The 16615-nt window shown below is 34.1% G+C and carries 18 protein-coding genes and 1 other RNA gene; 10 read left to right on the plus strand and 9 right to left on the minus strand.

The annotated features are described in order from the left end of the window. The first annotated feature begins 3 nt into the window (after positions 1-3). The 3 genes from WBG07_RS02300 (at position 4) to WBG07_RS02310 (ending at position 2458) form a co-directional block, all read left to right on the plus strand. Entirely contained in the window at positions 4-291 is a 288-nt protein-coding gene (locus tag WBG07_RS02300; RefSeq protein ID WP_340198865.1) for a 4a-hydroxytetrahydrobiopterin dehydratase, read from the plus strand. 66 nt (positions 292-357) lie between these two features. Further along, the gene (locus tag WBG07_RS02305; RefSeq protein WP_340198866.1) at positions 358-1074 is read left to right on the plus strand and encodes a YebC/PmpR family DNA-binding transcriptional regulator; all 717 of its coding nucleotides are present in this window, start codon (positions 358-360) and stop codon (positions 1072-1074) included. Positions 1075-1195: 121 nt separating this feature from the next. Next, entirely contained in the window at positions 1196-2458 is a 1263-nt protein-coding gene (locus tag WBG07_RS02310) for a hypothetical protein (RefSeq protein ID WP_340198867.1), read from the plus strand. 48 nt (positions 2459-2506) lie between these two features. On the opposite strand, the gene WBG07_RS02315 is transcribed toward WBG07_RS02310, so the two are convergent. The 8 genes from WBG07_RS02315 to WBG07_RS02350 are packed head-to-tail and all read right to left on the minus strand — an operon-like array spanning position 2507 to position 8748. After that, positions 2507-3061: a 1-acyl-sn-glycerol-3-phosphate acyltransferase gene (locus WBG07_RS02315; RefSeq protein ID WP_340198868.1), complete on the minus strand. Its 555-nt coding sequence runs from the start codon at positions 3059-3061 to the stop codon at positions 2507-2509. Beyond that, a complete protein-coding gene (locus WBG07_RS02320; RefSeq protein ID WP_340198869.1) occupies positions 3061-3522 on the minus strand; it encodes a hypothetical protein in 462 nt (153 codons plus the stop codon). The genes WBG07_RS02315 and WBG07_RS02320 overlap by 1 nt, the downstream gene beginning before the upstream one ends. 2 nt (positions 3523-3524) lie before the next feature. Next, complete coding sequence (locus WBG07_RS02325) at positions 3525-4586, minus strand: iron-containing alcohol dehydrogenase family protein (protein ID WP_340198870.1); 1062 nt, start codon at positions 4584-4586, stop codon at positions 3525-3527. Positions 4587-4606: 20 nt separating this feature from the next. Further along, positions 4607-5257 carry a CatA-like O-acetyltransferase gene (locus WBG07_RS02330; protein ID WP_340198871.1) on the minus strand — a complete coding sequence of 217 codons (651 nt, stop codon included), beginning with the start codon at positions 5255-5257 and terminating at the stop codon, positions 4607-4609. Continuing rightward, positions 5254-5949 (minus strand): HAD family hydrolase, encoded by a 696-nt coding sequence (locus WBG07_RS02335; protein ID WP_340198872.1) that lies wholly within the window; start codon positions 5947-5949, stop codon positions 5254-5256. The genes WBG07_RS02330 and WBG07_RS02335 overlap by 4 nt, the downstream gene beginning before the upstream one ends. Next, the gene (gene kdsB / locus WBG07_RS02340; RefSeq protein WP_340199318.1) at positions 5946-6674 is read right to left on the minus strand and encodes a 3-deoxy-manno-octulosonate cytidylyltransferase; all 729 of its coding nucleotides are present in this window, start codon (positions 6672-6674) and stop codon (positions 5946-5948) included. The genes WBG07_RS02335 and kdsB overlap by 4 nt, the downstream gene beginning before the upstream one ends. 48 nt (positions 6675-6722) lie before the next feature. Next, positions 6723-7289, minus strand: a complete 567-nt coding sequence (locus WBG07_RS02345; RefSeq protein ID WP_340198873.1) for a DUF4126 domain-containing protein — start codon at positions 7287-7289, stop codon at positions 6723-6725. Positions 7290-7320: 31 nt separating this feature from the next. Next, the gene (locus WBG07_RS02350) at positions 7321-8748 is read right to left on the minus strand and encodes an ATP-dependent DNA helicase (protein WP_340198874.1); all 1428 of its coding nucleotides are present in this window, start codon (positions 8746-8748) and stop codon (positions 7321-7323) included. Between the two features lie 114 nt (positions 8749-8862). Between WBG07_RS02350 and WBG07_RS02355 the strand changes: the two genes are divergently transcribed. Genes WBG07_RS02355 through WBG07_RS02365 form a run of 3 tightly spaced genes read left to right on the plus strand, consistent with a single transcriptional unit; the run spans position 8863 to position 10857 of the window. After that, complete coding sequence (locus WBG07_RS02355) at positions 8863-9513, plus strand: hypothetical protein (protein WP_340198875.1); 651 nt, start codon at positions 8863-8865, stop codon at positions 9511-9513. Continuing rightward, positions 9491-10318: a DUF3822 family protein gene (locus WBG07_RS02360; protein WP_340198876.1), complete on the plus strand. Its 828-nt coding sequence runs from the start codon at positions 9491-9493 to the stop codon at positions 10316-10318. Before WBG07_RS02355 ends, WBG07_RS02360 begins: the two co-directional genes overlap by 23 nt. Then, complete coding sequence (locus WBG07_RS02365; RefSeq protein WP_340198877.1) at positions 10318-10857, plus strand: RsmD family RNA methyltransferase; 540 nt, start codon at positions 10318-10320, stop codon at positions 10855-10857. Before WBG07_RS02360 ends, WBG07_RS02365 begins: the two co-directional genes overlap by 1 nt. On the opposite strand, the gene rnpB is transcribed toward WBG07_RS02365, so the two are convergent. Then, an RNA gene (gene rnpB / locus WBG07_RS02370) (RNase P RNA component class A) lies at positions 10855-11159 on the minus strand. The genes WBG07_RS02365 and rnpB overlap by 3 nt on opposite strands. Positions 11160-11331: 172 nt before the next feature. Here rnpB and WBG07_RS02375 point away from each other — a divergent pair. From WBG07_RS02375 to WBG07_RS02390, 4 genes are all read left to right on the plus strand, one after another. After that, positions 11332-13095 carry a DNA polymerase III subunit gamma/tau gene (locus WBG07_RS02375; RefSeq protein ID WP_340198878.1) on the plus strand — a complete coding sequence of 588 codons (1764 nt, stop codon included), beginning with the start codon at positions 11332-11334 and terminating at the stop codon, positions 13093-13095. Positions 13096-13107: 12 nt separating this feature from the next. Further along, complete coding sequence (locus tag WBG07_RS02380; protein ID WP_340198879.1) at positions 13108-13689, plus strand: MiaE family protein; 582 nt, start codon at positions 13108-13110, stop codon at positions 13687-13689. Between the two features lie 123 nt (positions 13690-13812). Then, positions 13813-15195, plus strand: coding sequence for a M16 family metallopeptidase (locus tag WBG07_RS02385; protein WP_340198880.1), 1383 nt, complete (start codon positions 13813-13815; stop codon positions 15193-15195). Next, a complete protein-coding gene (locus WBG07_RS02390; protein ID WP_340198881.1) occupies positions 15192-16577 on the plus strand; it encodes a M16 family metallopeptidase in 1386 nt (461 codons plus the stop codon). Before WBG07_RS02385 ends, WBG07_RS02390 begins: the two co-directional genes overlap by 4 nt. Positions 16578-16615: the final 38 nt, after the last annotated feature.

Genomic DNA, 16615 nt, shown 5'->3' on the forward strand with positions numbered 1-16615 from the left:
ATTATGAAAAAATACACAGAAAGAGAAATTGAAAGTAACCTGAAAAAACTAGAAGGATGGGAATACCTGGATAATGCGATAGAAACTACTTTTGAATTTCCAGATTTCAAAGACACTTTTTCAGTAATGTCAAGAATTGCTTTTGAAGCAGAGGCACTGCATCATCACCCAGACTGGACTAACGTTTATAATAAATTAACCATACGCTTATCTACACATGATGCTGGAGGAGTCACCGAAAAAGATTTTGAACTTGCCCAGGTAATTGAAAATATAATTCAAAGCGAATAAGTAGTGGTTAGCGGTTTTCAAAATTTTACAATTTCGCTACATTTGTATTATTAAATACTAAATTTTATGGGAAGAGCTTTTGAATTCAGAAAGGCAAGGAAAATGAAACGTTGGTCTGCCATGGCTAAAACCTTTACAAGAATAGGTAAAGATATTGTGATGGCGGTAAAGGAAGGAGGGCCGAACCCTGAATCTAATTCAAGACTTAGAGCTGTTATACAGAATGCTAAGGCTGTCAATATGCCTAAAGATAATATTGAAAGAGCCATAAAGAAAGCATCTGATAAGAATACTGAAAATTATAAAGAGGCTCTATTTGAAGGGTATGCTGCTAATGGAATTGCAGTCTTGGTAGAAACAGCTACCGATAATAATAACAGAACTGTTGCCAATGTTCGCAGTTATTTTAATAAATGTAATGGTAGTTTGGGTACCAGTGGTTCTGTAGAATTTATGTTTGATCACAGCTGTAATTTTAGAATTACTCCTGAAGGTTTAGACCCCGAAGAATTAGAACTAGAATTTATAGATTTTGGCGTTGAAGAAGTGTTTGTTGATGATGATGGTATTATGCTTTATGCACCCTTTAACAGCTTTGGAGCCATTCAAAAAGAACTGGAAAACCGCCAAATTGAAATCCTATCTTCTGGGTTTGAGCGAATTCCTCAAGTTACTAAAAGCCTAACCGAAGAAGAAGCTACTGATGTAGAGAAGCTACTGGAATTACTGGAAGAAGATGATGATGTTCAAAATGTATATCATACTATGCAAGAAACAGAATAAACATTTCTTTCTGTAAATCAAAAGCGTGAATTTTTAGAATTTCACGCTTTTTTTATAAGATCACGCAACCAATATTGAAATTGGCAGACTAAAAAGAAAGAACCAAAGCTAATTTATTTGTATGAAACTTAATTTTCTATTCAGTATTGTCACTTTACTAATATTCAGCAGTTGCACTGTAGACGACAGTCAAGATATTGCACAACAGGAACCTACTGCTATACTCACCCTTGAAATGGACAGCGATTATCTACAACAAGGAGATACTTTTTATTACTTGGTACAGAATATAGAGGACGAAAACATCACATCTGGATTTGGAAGTCTTAATAATAGCCAATCTATTACTTTAGAAAGTAATAATGAGCTTGATGGTTTAAATGTTAGTTTATTTACATACAGAGCTAATCAAAATCGTATAGAAGCTAAAACCTATTTGAATATAAATCCAGAACAACTAATTACAATAAGGTCAAGACCCTCTGGGACCTCAACGGAATCTGTACAAGTACAATTATCAAACGTACCCAATCGCCTAGATGAATTTGTGTTTTCTGCAAACAACCGATTCACTCCAGGAAGTCTCTCTATCATACCTCCAAACACCGAAACCTCATTTGGCATTGGAAATTATGCGAATCTTCAGACTACTTTTACTACTATAGAAGACGTCTCCTCAAGTATTCCAAAATATCAAGTTTTGACACTTACCAGTGATGAGGTTAATCAAGTTGATGTAGCCGCTGGAACCGAAATGGAAAATAGTCACCAAATAACAAGTTCTATAAGCGATGTACAATTAAGAACAAAACTAGTTGGATATCAAAATAGCGACTTTGAAAATCCAGATGGTAATAATTTACTTTACAATACGTATAGTCCGGTTCTTTCACAAAATAATTTCACCGTATACTCTATGAATAATTTCTTTAGTAACTATCAGTTGAGCATCTATGCTCAAAATGTTAATGCAGCATACTTACAAGTAACAAATGGTACAATTCCGTCTGAATTTACTCCAATTGATCCTGTTTTGACTATTGAGCAGGCTTCATTTTTAAATTATCAAATAAATACAGATAATACTTTTACCACTTCCAAAACCTTCTGGACGTTGAAAGGTGAAAACGGTATCTCTGATGCGCTAAGATGGGAAGTATATGCAAACGGCAATCAATCTAATTTCACTTCATTATCTAGTATTCCTGCGAATTTACCGGAAGATTTTGACGCGTTGAAAGATCTAGAAGAACTACATCTAGAATATGCCCGAGCAATTGAAGTTCCAAACACAAATTACGACGAACTTATAACTATCATATTTGACGGAAATGACCTTAGTCTTTTACCAATAATCTATAGTAAAACTATAGATACTCCGTAAATAAACTTTTTGATTTAGTATAACCTGGGGTAAAACCTGGGTTCTTTCTTAAGAAATAGATTCTTCCCAAGAATATTCAGGAACCTTTCCTATTACTCCCTTAAAAAAGGATTTCATAAAAGTAAAATCTTTCTCTTTATCGTCTGTAGGATAAAAAGCCTCTGATATTTTTACCGTTTTTGTTCCAAAATCAAACGCTACCATTACAATGGGAACCTCTGCTTCAATGGCTATATAATAGAATCCCGTTTTCCATTGATCAACTTTTTTCCGAGTTCCTTCGGGAGCCAATGATAATCTGAAAACTTCTCTGTTTTTAAAAATAGCTGCAATAGCCTTTACTTTATCTTGACCAGATGTGCGATCTATAGGTGCCCCTCCCATCCATCTAAAATAAGCACCAAAAGGCCATCTAAATATTTCTTTCTTACCTATAAAATTAATTTCAATTTTTTTAATCGCTCTTAACAATACACCTATATAGAAATCATGCCAACTGGTATGCGGAACTACAATTATGACCATCTTTTTAACGTCTGGGAATTCTCCCTCTATCTTCCATCTAAGTATCTTGTAAAAAATAATTTTTGAAATCCAGTGCATTAGTTCATTTTATCAATTATTATTTTGTCTTGCATTGAAAGTTGGTATTCTGAAATAAATTTATGCTTACTTGGAAATAAATATACCATAAGTATTACAGCAAACAAAGGAATTAAAAGGTAGAGTAAAGAACCGGAATTTAAAAACTGAAAAATTGCAAAGAAAGAAGGCCCTTCTAACAATGCCATTTTAATAATAATTTTTGTTTGATAATTAGATATTTTAGCGGATAAATTATAGGAGGTTGGAGGCACTAAGAATCTATTCACTAAGTAAAACGCAGCAATCGCTCCAGAAAAAAAAAGCATAAATGCTATGGGTAGCATAAAATCTTCCGCATCATAATCCATGGAAACAGTATCTTGTAACCATAATGAAATAACTAAAAAAAATGCGATCCCAGATAGGAGCCCTATCCCTATTACCTGAATTGTTTTAAACTGATTTGTTTGTTGATTCATCGCTAAATTTTTTCGTAAATGTTTTGTAACTTTTTTGGAGTTATGATGCTTTTCCAATCTTTCCCTAAAGCATTCTCCCATAGCGGTTCCAAGCTTAGGGCAATTTGCGTCATTTTAAGATAATCTGCTTCACTAAGATTTGCACAAATCCCTTTGCGTAACTCTACCTCGTTTATCTCTTTCATTTTTTTAAAGGTTTTTACACCTTCTGGATAGTACTCTTCTAAATGATCAAATACCAAACAATTTCCTTCTCCATGACGAATGCCTAAAACGTAAGAGAGCCCGTAACTTATTGCATGTGCTATGCCTACTTGAGAATAAGCAATACTCATGCCTCCATGCCATGAAGCCATCATTAATTTGCTTCTGCTTTCATTATTAGAGATATTAGTATTCGTAAAAACATCTAGACATAAATCAAATGCTTTCTCTCCATAGCTTTGGCTAAAGGCATTTAAAAAACTTCCATTAAGTGACTCTATACAATGTATATAGCAGTCCATTCCTGTATAAAACCATTGTTCTTTTGATACACCTTGGGTTAATTGTGGATCTAACACTACCTGATCAAAAGGAGTAAAATCTGAATTTATTCCTAATTTTTTATCGGGCCCCGAAAGCACCGTTGTTCTAGACACTTCTGCTCCAGTACCGCTAATAGTGGGTATTCCAACATGATATAATCCCTTATTACTTACCAAGTCCCATCCCTGATAGTCTGCAGCATTCCCTGAGTTTGTAAAGAGTAAAGAGACTGCTTTCGCTAAATCCATTACGGTACCACCACCTATGCCAATAATACCATCTGGTGAAGGTGACACATTATTTTTAATGTGATCTACCAGAATATCTACTTGAGCTGTTTTAGGCTCCTCATCGGCAGAAATAAAAATAATTCTATCATTGAATAATACTGGAATACGAGAAATCACATCAATTTTTCTCTCAAAAATATCATCTACAAGAAATATAAAAGCAGAGTCACTATTTTTCCTTTTGGGAAGTAATATCTCATGCAACTGGTCAAAACAACCATTACCAAACATTACTCTGGGCACCATTGGAAAGTTTTTAAATCTCATCAAACCGTTTTCTTCTTTTCTAATTCCTGATTAAGTTGTTCCTGAAATTTTTCGGCAAAAAGCCCTACGTGATAACCATCCATAATTGCATGATTTACATGGACTGAAACTGGCATTAATTTTTGCATATTTTGCTCATATATTTTACCAAATGATATCTTTGGAATAGATTCTCTCAAGCTAAAACTTCTGGCATGAGAGATCGCAGTAAATTTAATCCAAGGTAAAACTGAAAAATGAATGGTATTGTCATCATTTTCAACAGAAATGAGTCTATTATCTGCCTCTACCCTTTTGATTTCCTGGGTCATTTGAGATGAAAATTCAAAAAAATCTGTATGGTAATCAATATGTGCAAATCCAAAAGTACCGTTAGGTCTGTAAACTGTAGGAGAGGCTCCAATACTATGGTGCAAAACCACTATATCATTACCTCTGATGCGTAATCTAAATTCTTTTATTTCATTGGCAGTTTTAAGAGCGGCATAGAGATATGCTATATAAAAAGAAATATTGCTTCCTTTTACATAGTTATAAAGATAGGTTACATCCACATCAAAAGTGACCCCAAAAAAAGGTTCTTCAAAATTTTTAAAAAAATGAAAATGTTCTTTACGGTCCCAAGATTCTATGTCAAATAACTGGCTCACTTTAAATATTTTAAAATTTCTTTGATGGAGCTCATGGTTGCGTAACTGTCATTTTCCTCTTGAGGAGCAACTGTTTCATGCGCCCAAGTTGTATGAAAAGGAATATGGATTGCTCTTGCTCCAATATTAATTAGCGGCAGTATATCTGATTTAAGAGAATTTCCTATCATTAAAAATTCAGAAGGTTTGACCTCTAGATGCTCTAAAAGATTCCTGTAATTTGATTCTTTTTTATCACTAAGCACTTCAATATGATGAAAGTATTTGGACAAACCTGATTTCTCCAATTTACGCTCCTGGTCTAAAAGATCTCCTTTGGTTAATAATAATATTCTGTAATCTCCATTCAATTTCTTCAACACCTCTTCTACTCCTTCCAAGAGTTCAACTGGTTCGTGAATCATTTTCTTACCCATCTTAATAATCTCAGAAATTGATTTCACATCAATTTGTCCATTAGAGAGTTCTATCGCAGACTCTATCATTGATAGCATAAAACCTTTGATTCCGTACCCATAAAACTCAAGATTCTTAATCTCTGTGCTAAACAACTCTTGATCTATTTTGTTTTCGGTTTCATAGGCGCGTAGTAAACTTGCAAACTTATGCTCCGTTTCTCTAAAATAGGTTTCATTAACCCATAAGGTGTCATCTGCATCAAAACCCAAAGTTGTAATTCCCTCGTAATTCATATCATTTTTTTCTTTGCCCGTTCAAGATCTTCAGGTGTATCTATTTCAATCCCGGTCACTCTGGTTTCAACCATTTTAATTTTTCTGCCATATTCTAAATATCGAATGGCTTCAATTTTCTCTGTAGCTTCCAAAGGGCGCATTTCCAAATTTGGAAAATCTACTAACGCTTTTTTTCTAAAGGCATAAATTCCCTTATGCTTGTAATATTGAATTCCGGTATTTTGTGCTCTTGGATATGGTATAGCTGCTCTTGAAAAATACAAGGCAAAATTACGATGATCTACAATTACTTTTACCGTATTAGGGTTATTGATTTCCTCTATATCATGAATAGGTGTCATTAAAGAAGCAAGGTCTATTTCCTTTTTATCATCTTTAACAAAAACATCCAATACCTTCTGCAAACTTTCTTTTTCGGTAAAAGGTTCATCTCCCTGAACATTCACTACAATATCCACATGCATACTCGCCACTGCTTCTGCAATGCGATCACTGCCACATTCATGTTCTTTTATGCTCATGATAGCCTTCCCTCCATTGGAAGTGATCTCCTTAAAAATAATATCACTATCTGTTACCACAAAAACATCATCAAAAAGACCTGTTTCAAGGGTTGCCATATAGGTTCTTAAAATGACCGTTTTACCTCCAAGATCCTGCATTAATTTACCCGGAAAGCGTGAGGCCGCATATCTTGCCGGAATCATAGAAATAGCTTTCATGATAGTTGTGGAATTAGTTTTCAAAAATAAGATTTACAAATGAATTTTTCATTTCCTGCGTGGACGTATTTTTCGATAGAAAAGAAAGACAACAAATAAAATAATAATCACCAATACTACAGCTAAAACCGGTAGAAATACTGATGCAACTGATACTAGCATAGAAGTACCCGTTTCAATGGTTGAAACAACAGGATTGCCTACTCCTCCAGTAGTCGCTGTAGAAGTTAGTCTAGTTGCAGAGGCTGCTCCTTTTATGGCTGTAGCCGTACCACCGCCAGCTATAATCGCTAAAGTCCATGTGATGGCTGGAGTCATATCCGCTACTGTAGAAACCATAACAGCCGTTCCAGCAATTGTAGCCAAAGGAATAGCTATAGAATCTAAAAGGTTATCAAACCATGGGATGTAATAGGCAAAAATTTCAGCAACCATGGCTACTCCAAAAATAATCAAGGCTCCAAGACTTCCAATCCACCCCCAACTTTCATTAAGCTGCCACATGTCTAAATAAGTGACAAGACTTAATACAAATAAGGGTAGAAAAACTCTAAATCCAGCGGAAGCTGCCAATCCAATACCCAAAAAAATACTAATAATGGTATCTGAAGTCATAATTGTGATAAATAAGAGCACTAAATTACAATTAATCTTCTACAAAAAAATCATTTTTAAATCCGATTAAATAGAGTTGTCCACTTGCTCTGGTTACAGCGGTATAAAGCCACCTAAGATATTCTCTATCAATACCGTTTGGGGCATAAGGTTGTTCTACAAATACAGTACGCCATTGACCACCCTGAGATTTATGACAAGTAATTGCATAGGAGAATTTTACCTGTAGCGCATTAAAAAATTTATTGTTTTTTACTTTCAGAAATTTACGATACTTAGAGGTTTCATCTTCATAGTCTTTTAAGACTTCCTGATACAATTGATTTCCTTGTTCATAAGAAAGTGCTGGGGTTTCAGCTTCTAGAGTGTCTAATAGAAGTACGGTTTCAAAAGGTTTTTGATCTGGATAATCTACCATGCGCACCTGTACTTCTGCAAAACGAAAACCATATAGCTCCTTAAAAGAAAAAATTTCTAACACTTCAATAATATCTCCATTTGCAATAAAACCAGCCTTGCTGGACGATTTTAACCAAAAATAATTATTGCGAACTACCATTAAATAATCTCCGGTAGCCAACTCGTGTTCATGGAATAAAATTCTACTTCTTATTTGTTGATTGTACAGATTCGCTCTTTTATTAGAACGAACAATAATTGCGGTTTCTTCTTTACCATTTTCAGAATATGCTTCTGTAATTGCCTCTAGTATTTCTGTTCCTTCAACAAGTCTTACTATATCCTGATAGCCTTTTAAATTAAATTTAAAAATATCGGGAAAATTCCCTTTTATCTCTTCTCTTAAAAGAGTGGCGTTCCATAATATACCAGAATCTTTTTGCTGTCTCACCACTTCATCTAATTCAATATGACTTACCTCTTTGTTATAATTTAAAGATATTTTATCTATATCTAGTGCTGGACTTACATCCAGATTTACAGGAGGTAGTTGTGCTGTATCTCCAATAAGCAGTAATTTACATTTATGCCCAGCATATACATATTGAATAAGATCATCCAACAATGAACCATTTTCAAAAAATTTAGAGTCACTTTGTACATCTGAAATCATAGATGCTTCATCTACAATAAAAATCGTATTTCGGTGTTTGTTAGGTTGCAATACGAAGCTCACACCTCCATTTTTTTGCTTTTTAGGAAAATAAATATGCTTATGAATGGTGTTTGCATTCCTTTTAGAATAATTGGTAATCACTTTGGCAGCTCTCCCCGTAGGTGCCAATAAAACAGATTTCATTAGGGTTTCCCATAGGTTGTTCACCAACGTACCAATAATAGTTGTTTTTCCCGTACCTGCATACCCTTTCATCATAAAAAGAGCATTTGCATCATCATTAAACAAAAAACCAGAAAGCTGTTGTAACGCAATATCCTGTTTTGGTGTGGGTTGATGTGGAAAATTTTCAATAAGTAATTTATAAAAAGAAGACTCTGTCATCTGGAAATAATCTGGTCTAAAGTTAACAATGTTTTTTAAGGGTAAATACTTTATCCATTAAAAAAAAATTGTAGATTTGCCTAAATCACTATAATCTAATTCAAAAATACACAAATGAAAACAGCCATTCAAATAGCACTTTGGTTATTAAGTTTTTTCTTTGCTTTTATGATCTATAAGTCGATTAGTGAACCGATCGAATTTAAGAAGGTAAAAGAAGAGCGATACAAAGCAGTCATAGCAAAACTTAAAGACATCAGAGATGCTCAGGAGGCTCACAGAACTGTAACTGGTAAATTTGCTTCTAATTTTGATGCATTGGTTAAGTTTGTTGACACTGCCCAATTCACTATCACCCAGCAACGTGACTCTTCTTTTATGGAATATGATGAAGTTTATAAAATTGATATGCTTCGCGAGGTAAAGATTATAGACACTTTAGGATTTAAAGCGATAAAAGATTCTATCTTTAAAAATTCTGATCGCTATAAAACCATGATGAATGTTCCTTTTGCCGAGAATACGGCCAAATTCGAGATGAAAGCTGCTATTTTAGATAAAGAAGGATACAAAGCACCTGTATTTGAAGCGAAGGTTAAAAAAGATGTTATTCTTTACGATCAGCCTAAAAATTTACGAGTTCAGGAAAATCAGATGATTTCAGTTGATGAAGTAAATGGAAATTCTATTATTGTAGGATCATTAAACGATGTAAGTACCAATGGTAACTGGCCTACCATATATGACACTAAAAAGAAGAATTAATACATACGATTTATCAAATAAAGAATTGTCCATTCAGGTTGATCTGAGTGGACTTTCTTTTTGCATTCTAAATCGGGCTGAACATAAAATTGAAGCTGTATTTCATGAGAATTTTCAAGAATCTGTAACTCCAGATATTCTAGAGCAAAAGCTCAAAGAATTGTTTAATGAACACCCTACAATAAAACTTCTAAGAAAATTACACCTAGTTCATAGTAATGAGCTTTCTGCATTTATTCCAGAAGCTTTATTTAATAAAGATCATTTATCAGATTACCTTAAATTCAATGTGAAAATCCTTGAAAATGACGTAGTAGTATTTGATGAAATTCCAGAAGCAGCTTTAGTAAATGTTTATGTTCCCTTCATGAACGTGACTAATTATTTTTTTGACCTATTTGGAAGCTTTGAATATAAACATACCGCAAGTGTATTAGTAGAGCAATTAATGCGAAAGGTAGTTCGTAATGATCAACCTGCCATGTATGCCGATATTAATACTACCCGTTTTGAAATTATGGTAATAAAAAACAAGAAACTTATCTACTATAATTCATTTTTTTATGACACCCCTGAAGATTTTATTTACTATGTACTATTTGCAGCAGAGCAGCTAGGGATGAATCCTGATTTATTTTCTTTTGAATTCTTAAAAAGTATTGATGAAGAAGATATGAAATATCAATATGTTTATAAATACATAAGAAATGTAACTATTAGTAAGCACCAATTTAATTTTAAAACATCAGAAGATGTTAGCAGTAAAGACCTTAACGATGCACATCTTTTAATTAGTACTTTTTAATGCGAATTATTTCTGGCAAACACAAAGGAAGAAGACTAATGGCACCGGGAAAGCTTCCGGTTAGACCAACAACTGATTTTGCGAAAGAAGCGCTCTTTAATATTCTCAATAATTATTACCACTTTGAAGAGATTTCTGTTTTAGATCTTTTTTCAGGAACTGGAAATATTAGCTTTGAATTTGCTTCTAGAGGCTGTTTGGAAGTTGTATCTGTTGATAGTCATCACGGTTGCATTAAATACATAGAAAAAATAGCTATCGAACTCTCATTGGAAATAAAGACTATTAAAAGTGATGTATTTAAATTTTTAGAAAATACCAATGTATCCAGAGATGTGATTTTTGCAGATCCTCCCTATGACTTATCTATTGAGCAATTTGAGAAAATTGTCTATCACGTTTTCAACAACTCCCTATTAAAAGAACAAGGTACACTTATTATAGAACATTCAAAACATACCAAACTAGACCATCTACCTAATTTTCACATGGAAAAAAGGTATGGTGGCAACGTTTTTAGTTTTTTTGAAATACCATAAAAAAGCAGGCCTATAAGCCGGATTCTGTCGAGTCTTATCATTTATCTGGAGTAATTGTTACCAATCACCTCTAACCGCCTACCCTCCAACTTGAACGCGCAATTCTCAAATGTTGGTTTACATGGCGTTGCACCACATAGAGTTTACCTGATTTCACTACAGCATTACCTGTACTTGCTTTCTGTTGCACTTGTCCTCTTAGCTATGTAGCATAGCTAAGGACGGGTATTACCCGCTATGTTGCGCTACGGTGTCCGGACTTTCCTCTCTTGCAAAGCAAAAGCGATAAGATAGCCTGCGGTGTAAAATTACATAAATTTTAAGCAATTATCTCTTATGTTAGATGCATATTGAACAAAAAAATTGTTAATAAATACTCCTAAATTTCAAGGGATGATTTATAATTTCATAAAGCAATTTTTATCTTTGTAATGTACACTCAGAAATAGTTTTACCTAATTTTCAAAAAATTTTATGGAGCCGTTCGTAGTATCCGCACGAAAATACAGACCGCAAACATTTAAAGATGTTGTTGGACAACGTGCAATTACGAATACCTTATTAAATGCTATTGAAAATAATCATTTAGCCCAAGCACTCTTATTCTGTGGACCAAGAGGAGTGGGTAAAACAACTTGTGCACGTATTCTTGCCAAGAAGATTAATCAAGATGGATTTGAAAACCCAGATGAAGATTTTGCATTCAATATTTTTGAACTTGATGCAGCATCCAATAATTCGGTTGACGATATCCGAAGTCTGATAGATCAAGTTCGGATACCGCCTCAAACCGGAAAGTATAAAGTATATATTATTGATGAAGTACATATGCTGAGTCAAGCGGCCTTTAATGCCTTTTTAAAAACACTTGAAGAACCTCCCAGGCATGCTATTTTTATATTGGCAACTACCGAAAAGCATAAAATAATCCCTACTATTCTTTCTAGATGTCAAATTTTTGATTTTAAAAGAATAACTGTAAAAGATGCCAGAGAGTATCTAAAATACATTGCTCAAAATCAAAATATTGAAGCAGAAGAAGATGCGCTGCATATTATTGCTCAAAAAGCAGATGGAGCAATGCGAGATGCATTATCTATCTTTGACAGAGTTGTAAGTTTCTCAGGAAAGCAGCTTACTCGCAAGGCCGTTACAGAGAACCTGAACGTTTTAGATTATGACACCTTCTTTAAAACAATAGATTTTATTCTTGAAAATGATATTCCCAATTTATTAATTGACTACAACGAAACACTTTCAAGGGGTTTTGACGGGCATCATTTTATTGCCGGATTAGCCTCACATTGCAGAGATTTAATGGTCTGTAAAAACGAAGCTACCATACCTCTTCTTGAAGTTGGTGAACAAACACAAAAAAAATATTTAGAGCAATCCAAGAAAACGTCTATTCCATTTCTACTAAAATGTATTGAGCTAGCTAACGATTGTGACCTCAAATATAAAACCAGTAAAAATCAACGATTACTCGTTGAACTTTGCTTAATGCAGCTTGCCTCCATCTCCTATGATGGAGAAAAAAAAAATAGCAATGCATTCATAATACCCCCTAAATTCTACAAAGAAACACCTAAAATTCCATCTCCGCCTGTTTCAGGACAGCCTGTACAGAAGCCTCTCATCTCTGAAGTTAAAAAAATTCAAGAATCTCAAGAACAAAGAGAAGAAGCCGTTTCAAAAAGCAATTATTCTGAAATTAAGATAGAAGAAAAGGCACTCGTAATAGAAGAACCCAAGCCATCAAAACCCTTTGCAGAGAAAAAGATTTCTGGTTTATCTATTTCTAGTATCAAAGCAAAAAAGCAGCATGAAATTAATAAACTAGCTCAGGAAAATATTACAGAAGAGCTTCCCAAAAAAGCGTTCACAAAGGAAACGCTGGAAAAAGCTTGGACAGATTATGTAAATGATATGGAAGCAAGCGGAAAAAAAATTATGGCTTCAAACTTAGCTGCGGATATTCCAAAACTGAGTAATGGAACATTAATTTCAATAGAGCTTCCCAATGACACCATGAAAAAAGAGGTAGAAAGAGAAAGTTACCCACTCATGGAGTTTTTAAAAAAACGTTTACAAAACTACGATATCACGCTATCCATTACTGTTAATGAAACAGCTGCCAAAAAATACGCTTTCACACCCATAGAAAAATATGAAAAATTAAGAGAAAAGAATCCACTAATTGATAAACTTCGCAAGGAGTTTGATCTAGATATCTAAAATTAAGTTAGTATGTTAGGACTTAAATTACCTACAGATCCAAGATGGGTTAATATTGTTGAAAAAAATATTGAAGAGATCTTAACTGATCATGCATATTGTGAGCAAAAAGCCGCAAGTACCGCTATCTCTTTTATAGTCATATTTCCTGAGTACACAGAATTGGTGCAAGAAATGACTGCGCTGGTAAAAGAAGAAATGAGTCATTTTAAAATGGTGCATGATAAGATCATTGCTAATGGTTGGATTTTAGGTCGTGATAGAAAAGATGACTATGTGATTGCGCTAACGAAGTTCTTTCCTAAAGGAGGTAGTCGTACTACCCAATTGGTGCACAAACTACTTTACGCAGCACTTATAGAAGCGAGAAGTTGTGAACGATTTCGTTTGCTTTCTGAGGAACTTAGAGACAAAGAACTTGCAAGTTTTTATAAAAAGCTTATGATAAGTGAAGCTAACCATTACACCATGTTTTTATCTTTCGCTCGTCAATATGGTGACCGTAAAGAAGTAGATCAAAAATGGGAGGAACTACTAAAGTATGAAGCTGAAATTATGAAAACCCTCAGTACCAAAGAAAGTATACACGGATAATCTAACTTATCTCGTTTCTTAATTGATTTAACAAAATATTAGCGTTTTTTATTCCTTATTTTTAAAAATTCGCAATATTTATTCAATTATCTTTGAAAATATCATAAAACATATCCTTTTATTATGAAGTTTAAAATCACCTTCTTTATGATGGCTATTTTATTACTGATAAGTTGTAAAAAAGCGATTAACGAAACCGAAGTGTCTGAATTTCAGGTGCCAGTAGACTATTATAAGCTAGATAATGGTCTTAAAGTGATTCTGTCACAAGATAAGACAGCACCCACTGCTATTGTGGCTGTCTATTACAATATAGGTTTTAGAATTGAACCAAAAGACAGGACCGGTTTTGCCCACTTATTTGAACATATGATGTTTCAAGGTTCTGAAAACATGGGTAAAATGGAATTCATTCAATTAGTACAAACAAACGGAGGCGTACTTAATGGGTCTACCAGATTTGATTTTACTAATTATTTTGAAATTGTACCCGCGCACAAACTTGAAACCATGCTTTGGGCTGAGGCAGATAGAATGAAAGGTCTTGCTATTACACAAGAGAACCTCATCAATCAACAAGGTGTAGTGAAAAATGAAGTCAAAGTAAATGTAATTAATCAGCCATATGGAGGATTTCCATGGCTAGATATGCCGCAATATGCCAATACTAACTGGTATAATGCTCATAACTTTTATGGAGATTTAAAAGATCTGGATGCGGCAACGCTTGAAGATGTTTCATCCTTTTTCAAGACTTATTACGCTCCAAATAATGCGGCAATTTCTATTGTAGGAGATTTTGAACCTGAAGAAGTTAAAATTTGGGTGGAGAAATATTTTGGAAAAATCCCTGCATCTGAACTACCAGAAAAACCAGATATTTCAGAACCAAGACAAACAGAAGAAAAAGCTTTTGTCAAAAATGATTCTCTTGCTAGTAAGCCTGCAATTGCCATCGCCTATCATATGCCAAAAAGAAACACGCCAGCATATTTTGCTATGGGGCTTCTTGATCAAATTCTTTTGCAAGGAGATAACAGCCTTCTATCTCAAAAACTAAAAAATGAAAAAGGATTTACTTCTAGTGTTAGCGGAGGTATTAATTATTTAGGGAATATGTTCAATTACAATGGCCCAATGCTTTGGATGTATGAACTCACTTATGATGATAAGGAAAGTAGAGAAGCCATTCTTGTCGCAGCAGATGAAGTAATTGAAAACCTAAGAGGCAATGTTACCCAGGAAATGTTAGATAGTGCTTTGATTAAAATAAGATCTCAGTTGTATGATGATCTTGGAGGTACGTTTGGATTAGGAAGAGCAGATTTACTTTGCAGTTTTGCATTATTTGATGATGACCCAGCAAGAATTAACACTTTAGAAAAAGAATTTAAGAAAATTACTCCTGCAGTAATTAATGAAACCATTAACGAATTTCTAAGAAAAACGAACCGTACAATTCTCGCAGTGAATCCTCTTGCAAATTCTAAAAATGAAGCCTTATGAAAACTAGTATAATCACATTTGTGCTGGTATTGTTTTTTGTTACCATTTCATATACACAGGATAAAGAACAACCCCCAGTTGGAGGTGAACCTAAAAATTTTATTATTCCAAAAAAACAAGTTGTTTCATTTCCTAATGGACTGCGTTTGGTGATGGTTCCCTATGGCTCTATCCCTAAAGTAACCATTCATATTTCAGTTAAAACGGGAAATATTCATGAAAAGGAGAAGGAAGTTTGGCTTAGCGATTTAATGAGTGATTTGATGGAAGAAGGCACCGACTCTTTAAATTCAAAACAGATCGCTAATAAAATGGCCAGTATGGGTGGTAATTTAGGCATAGCCTCCGGAGTTCATACCATAACTTTAAATACTTCTGTGCTTTATGAATTTGGACCAGATGCTATTAAACTTATGGCTTCTGTTCTAAAAAATCCTGCATGGCCAGAAACTGAAATTGATCGTTTGAAAAATGACCTCAAGAGAAGGCTGAGCGTGGCACTTACCAGATCTCAGACTCAGGCCAGAACTAGTTTTTATAGTACAATATATCCTGATCATCCTTATGGTAGATTATTTCCTACCACTGAAAACATTGATTCTTATAGTATTGAAAACGTCAAGAGTTTTTATAATGCCAATATAGGCGCAAAACGCACTACTGTTTATATTGCAGGAAAATTTGATGCTGACAAGGTAAAGGAAGCCGTTGAAAAAGCTTTTGGCGATTGGAAAGAAGGACCAGAAGGCTTTTATCCAGAAGCAAAACCTATTTCTTCCCCTAGTGTTCAAATTATTGACAGACCAAATGCGCCTCAATCTACCATTATTTATGGATTACCTGTGGTAGATCCTTCACATCCAGACTATACTGCATTAGATGTAACCAATTCAATTCTTGGTGGATCTTTTGCTTCTAGAATCACCAGTAACATTAGGGAAGACAAAGGTTATACCTATTCACCGTATAGTTTTGTAGACAATAACTTTAAAAGTTCTATATGGGCAGAAATGGCAGACGTTACCACAGAATTTACTTCTGCATCTTTACAAGAGATTAATAATGAAATAATTAAACTTCAAAACGAAATACCTACAGAAGAGGAGTTAAAAGGAATTCAGAATTATGAATCAGGAATTTTTGTTTTGAGAAATTCTACTCCTAATGGTATTATAGGACAAATGGTTTTTCTTGAAGTTCATGGGCTAGAGGAAGACTATTTAACTAACCGTGTAAAAAATATTAATGCGGTTACTCCAGAAAAGGTGAAAGAAATAGCTAAAAAATACATTCGCCCTGAAAAAATGACACTCGTTATTGTTGGGGATAAGGAGAAGGTTGAAAAACAGATGAAAGAAGCAAAAAACAAAGTAAAAGACTAAATTATTAGTAGTAGTAAATAAACCAGTGTCTTTTATTA

Source organism: Ascidiimonas meishanensis (assembly GCF_037782385.1).
In the GTDB taxonomy this organism is placed as follows: domain Bacteria; phylum Bacteroidota; class Bacteroidia; order Flavobacteriales; family Flavobacteriaceae; genus Ascidiimonas; species Ascidiimonas meishanensis.

Coding starts and splice junctions, on each gene's coding strand:
- WBG07_RS02390 (WP_340198881.1), top strand. CDS start 15,192: ATGAAAACTAGTATAATCACATTTGTGCTGGTATTGTTTTTTGTTACC.
- WBG07_RS02305 (WP_340198866.1), top strand. CDS start 358: ATGGGAAGAGCTTTTGAATTCAGAAAGGCAAGGAAAATGAAACGTTGG.
- WBG07_RS02355 (WP_340198875.1), top strand. CDS start 8,863: ATGAAAACAGCCATTCAAATAGCACTTTGGTTATTAAGTTTTTTCTTT.
- WBG07_RS02345 (WP_340198873.1), bottom strand. CDS start 7,289: ATGACTTCAGATACCATTATTAGTATTTTTTTGGGTATTGGATTGGCA.
- kdsB (WP_340199318.1), bottom strand. CDS start 6,674: ATGAAAGCTATTTCTATGATTCCGGCAAGATATGCGGCCTCACGCTTT.
- WBG07_RS02360 (WP_340198876.1), top strand. CDS start 9,491: ATGACACTAAAAAGAAGAATTAATACATACGATTTATCAAATAAAGAA.
- WBG07_RS02325 (WP_340198870.1), bottom strand. CDS start 4,586: ATGGTGCCCAGAGTAATGTTTGGTAATGGTTGTTTTGACCAGTTGCAT.
- WBG07_RS02365 (WP_340198877.1), top strand. CDS start 10,318: ATGCGAATTATTTCTGGCAAACACAAAGGAAGAAGACTAATGGCACCG.
- WBG07_RS02380 (WP_340198879.1), top strand. CDS start 13,108: ATGTTAGGACTTAAATTACCTACAGATCCAAGATGGGTTAATATTGTT.
- WBG07_RS02320 (WP_340198869.1), bottom strand. CDS start 3,522: ATGAATCAACAAACAAATCAGTTTAAAACAATTCAGGTAATAGGGATA.
- WBG07_RS02385 (WP_340198880.1), top strand. CDS start 13,813: ATGAAGTTTAAAATCACCTTCTTTATGATGGCTATTTTATTACTGATA.
- WBG07_RS02375 (WP_340198878.1), top strand. CDS start 11,332: ATGGAGCCGTTCGTAGTATCCGCACGAAAATACAGACCGCAAACATTT.
- WBG07_RS02350 (WP_340198874.1), bottom strand. CDS start 8,748: ATGACAGAGTCTTCTTTTTATAAATTACTTATTGAAAATTTTCCACAT.
- WBG07_RS02310 (WP_340198867.1), top strand. CDS start 1,196: ATGAAACTTAATTTTCTATTCAGTATTGTCACTTTACTAATATTCAGC.
- WBG07_RS02300 (WP_340198865.1), top strand. CDS start 4: ATGAAAAAATACACAGAAAGAGAAATTGAAAGTAACCTGAAAAAACTA.
- WBG07_RS02335 (WP_340198872.1), bottom strand. CDS start 5,949: ATGAATTACGAGGGAATTACAACTTTGGGTTTTGATGCAGATGACACC.
- WBG07_RS02315 (WP_340198868.1), bottom strand. CDS start 3,061: ATGCACTGGATTTCAAAAATTATTTTTTACAAGATACTTAGATGGAAG.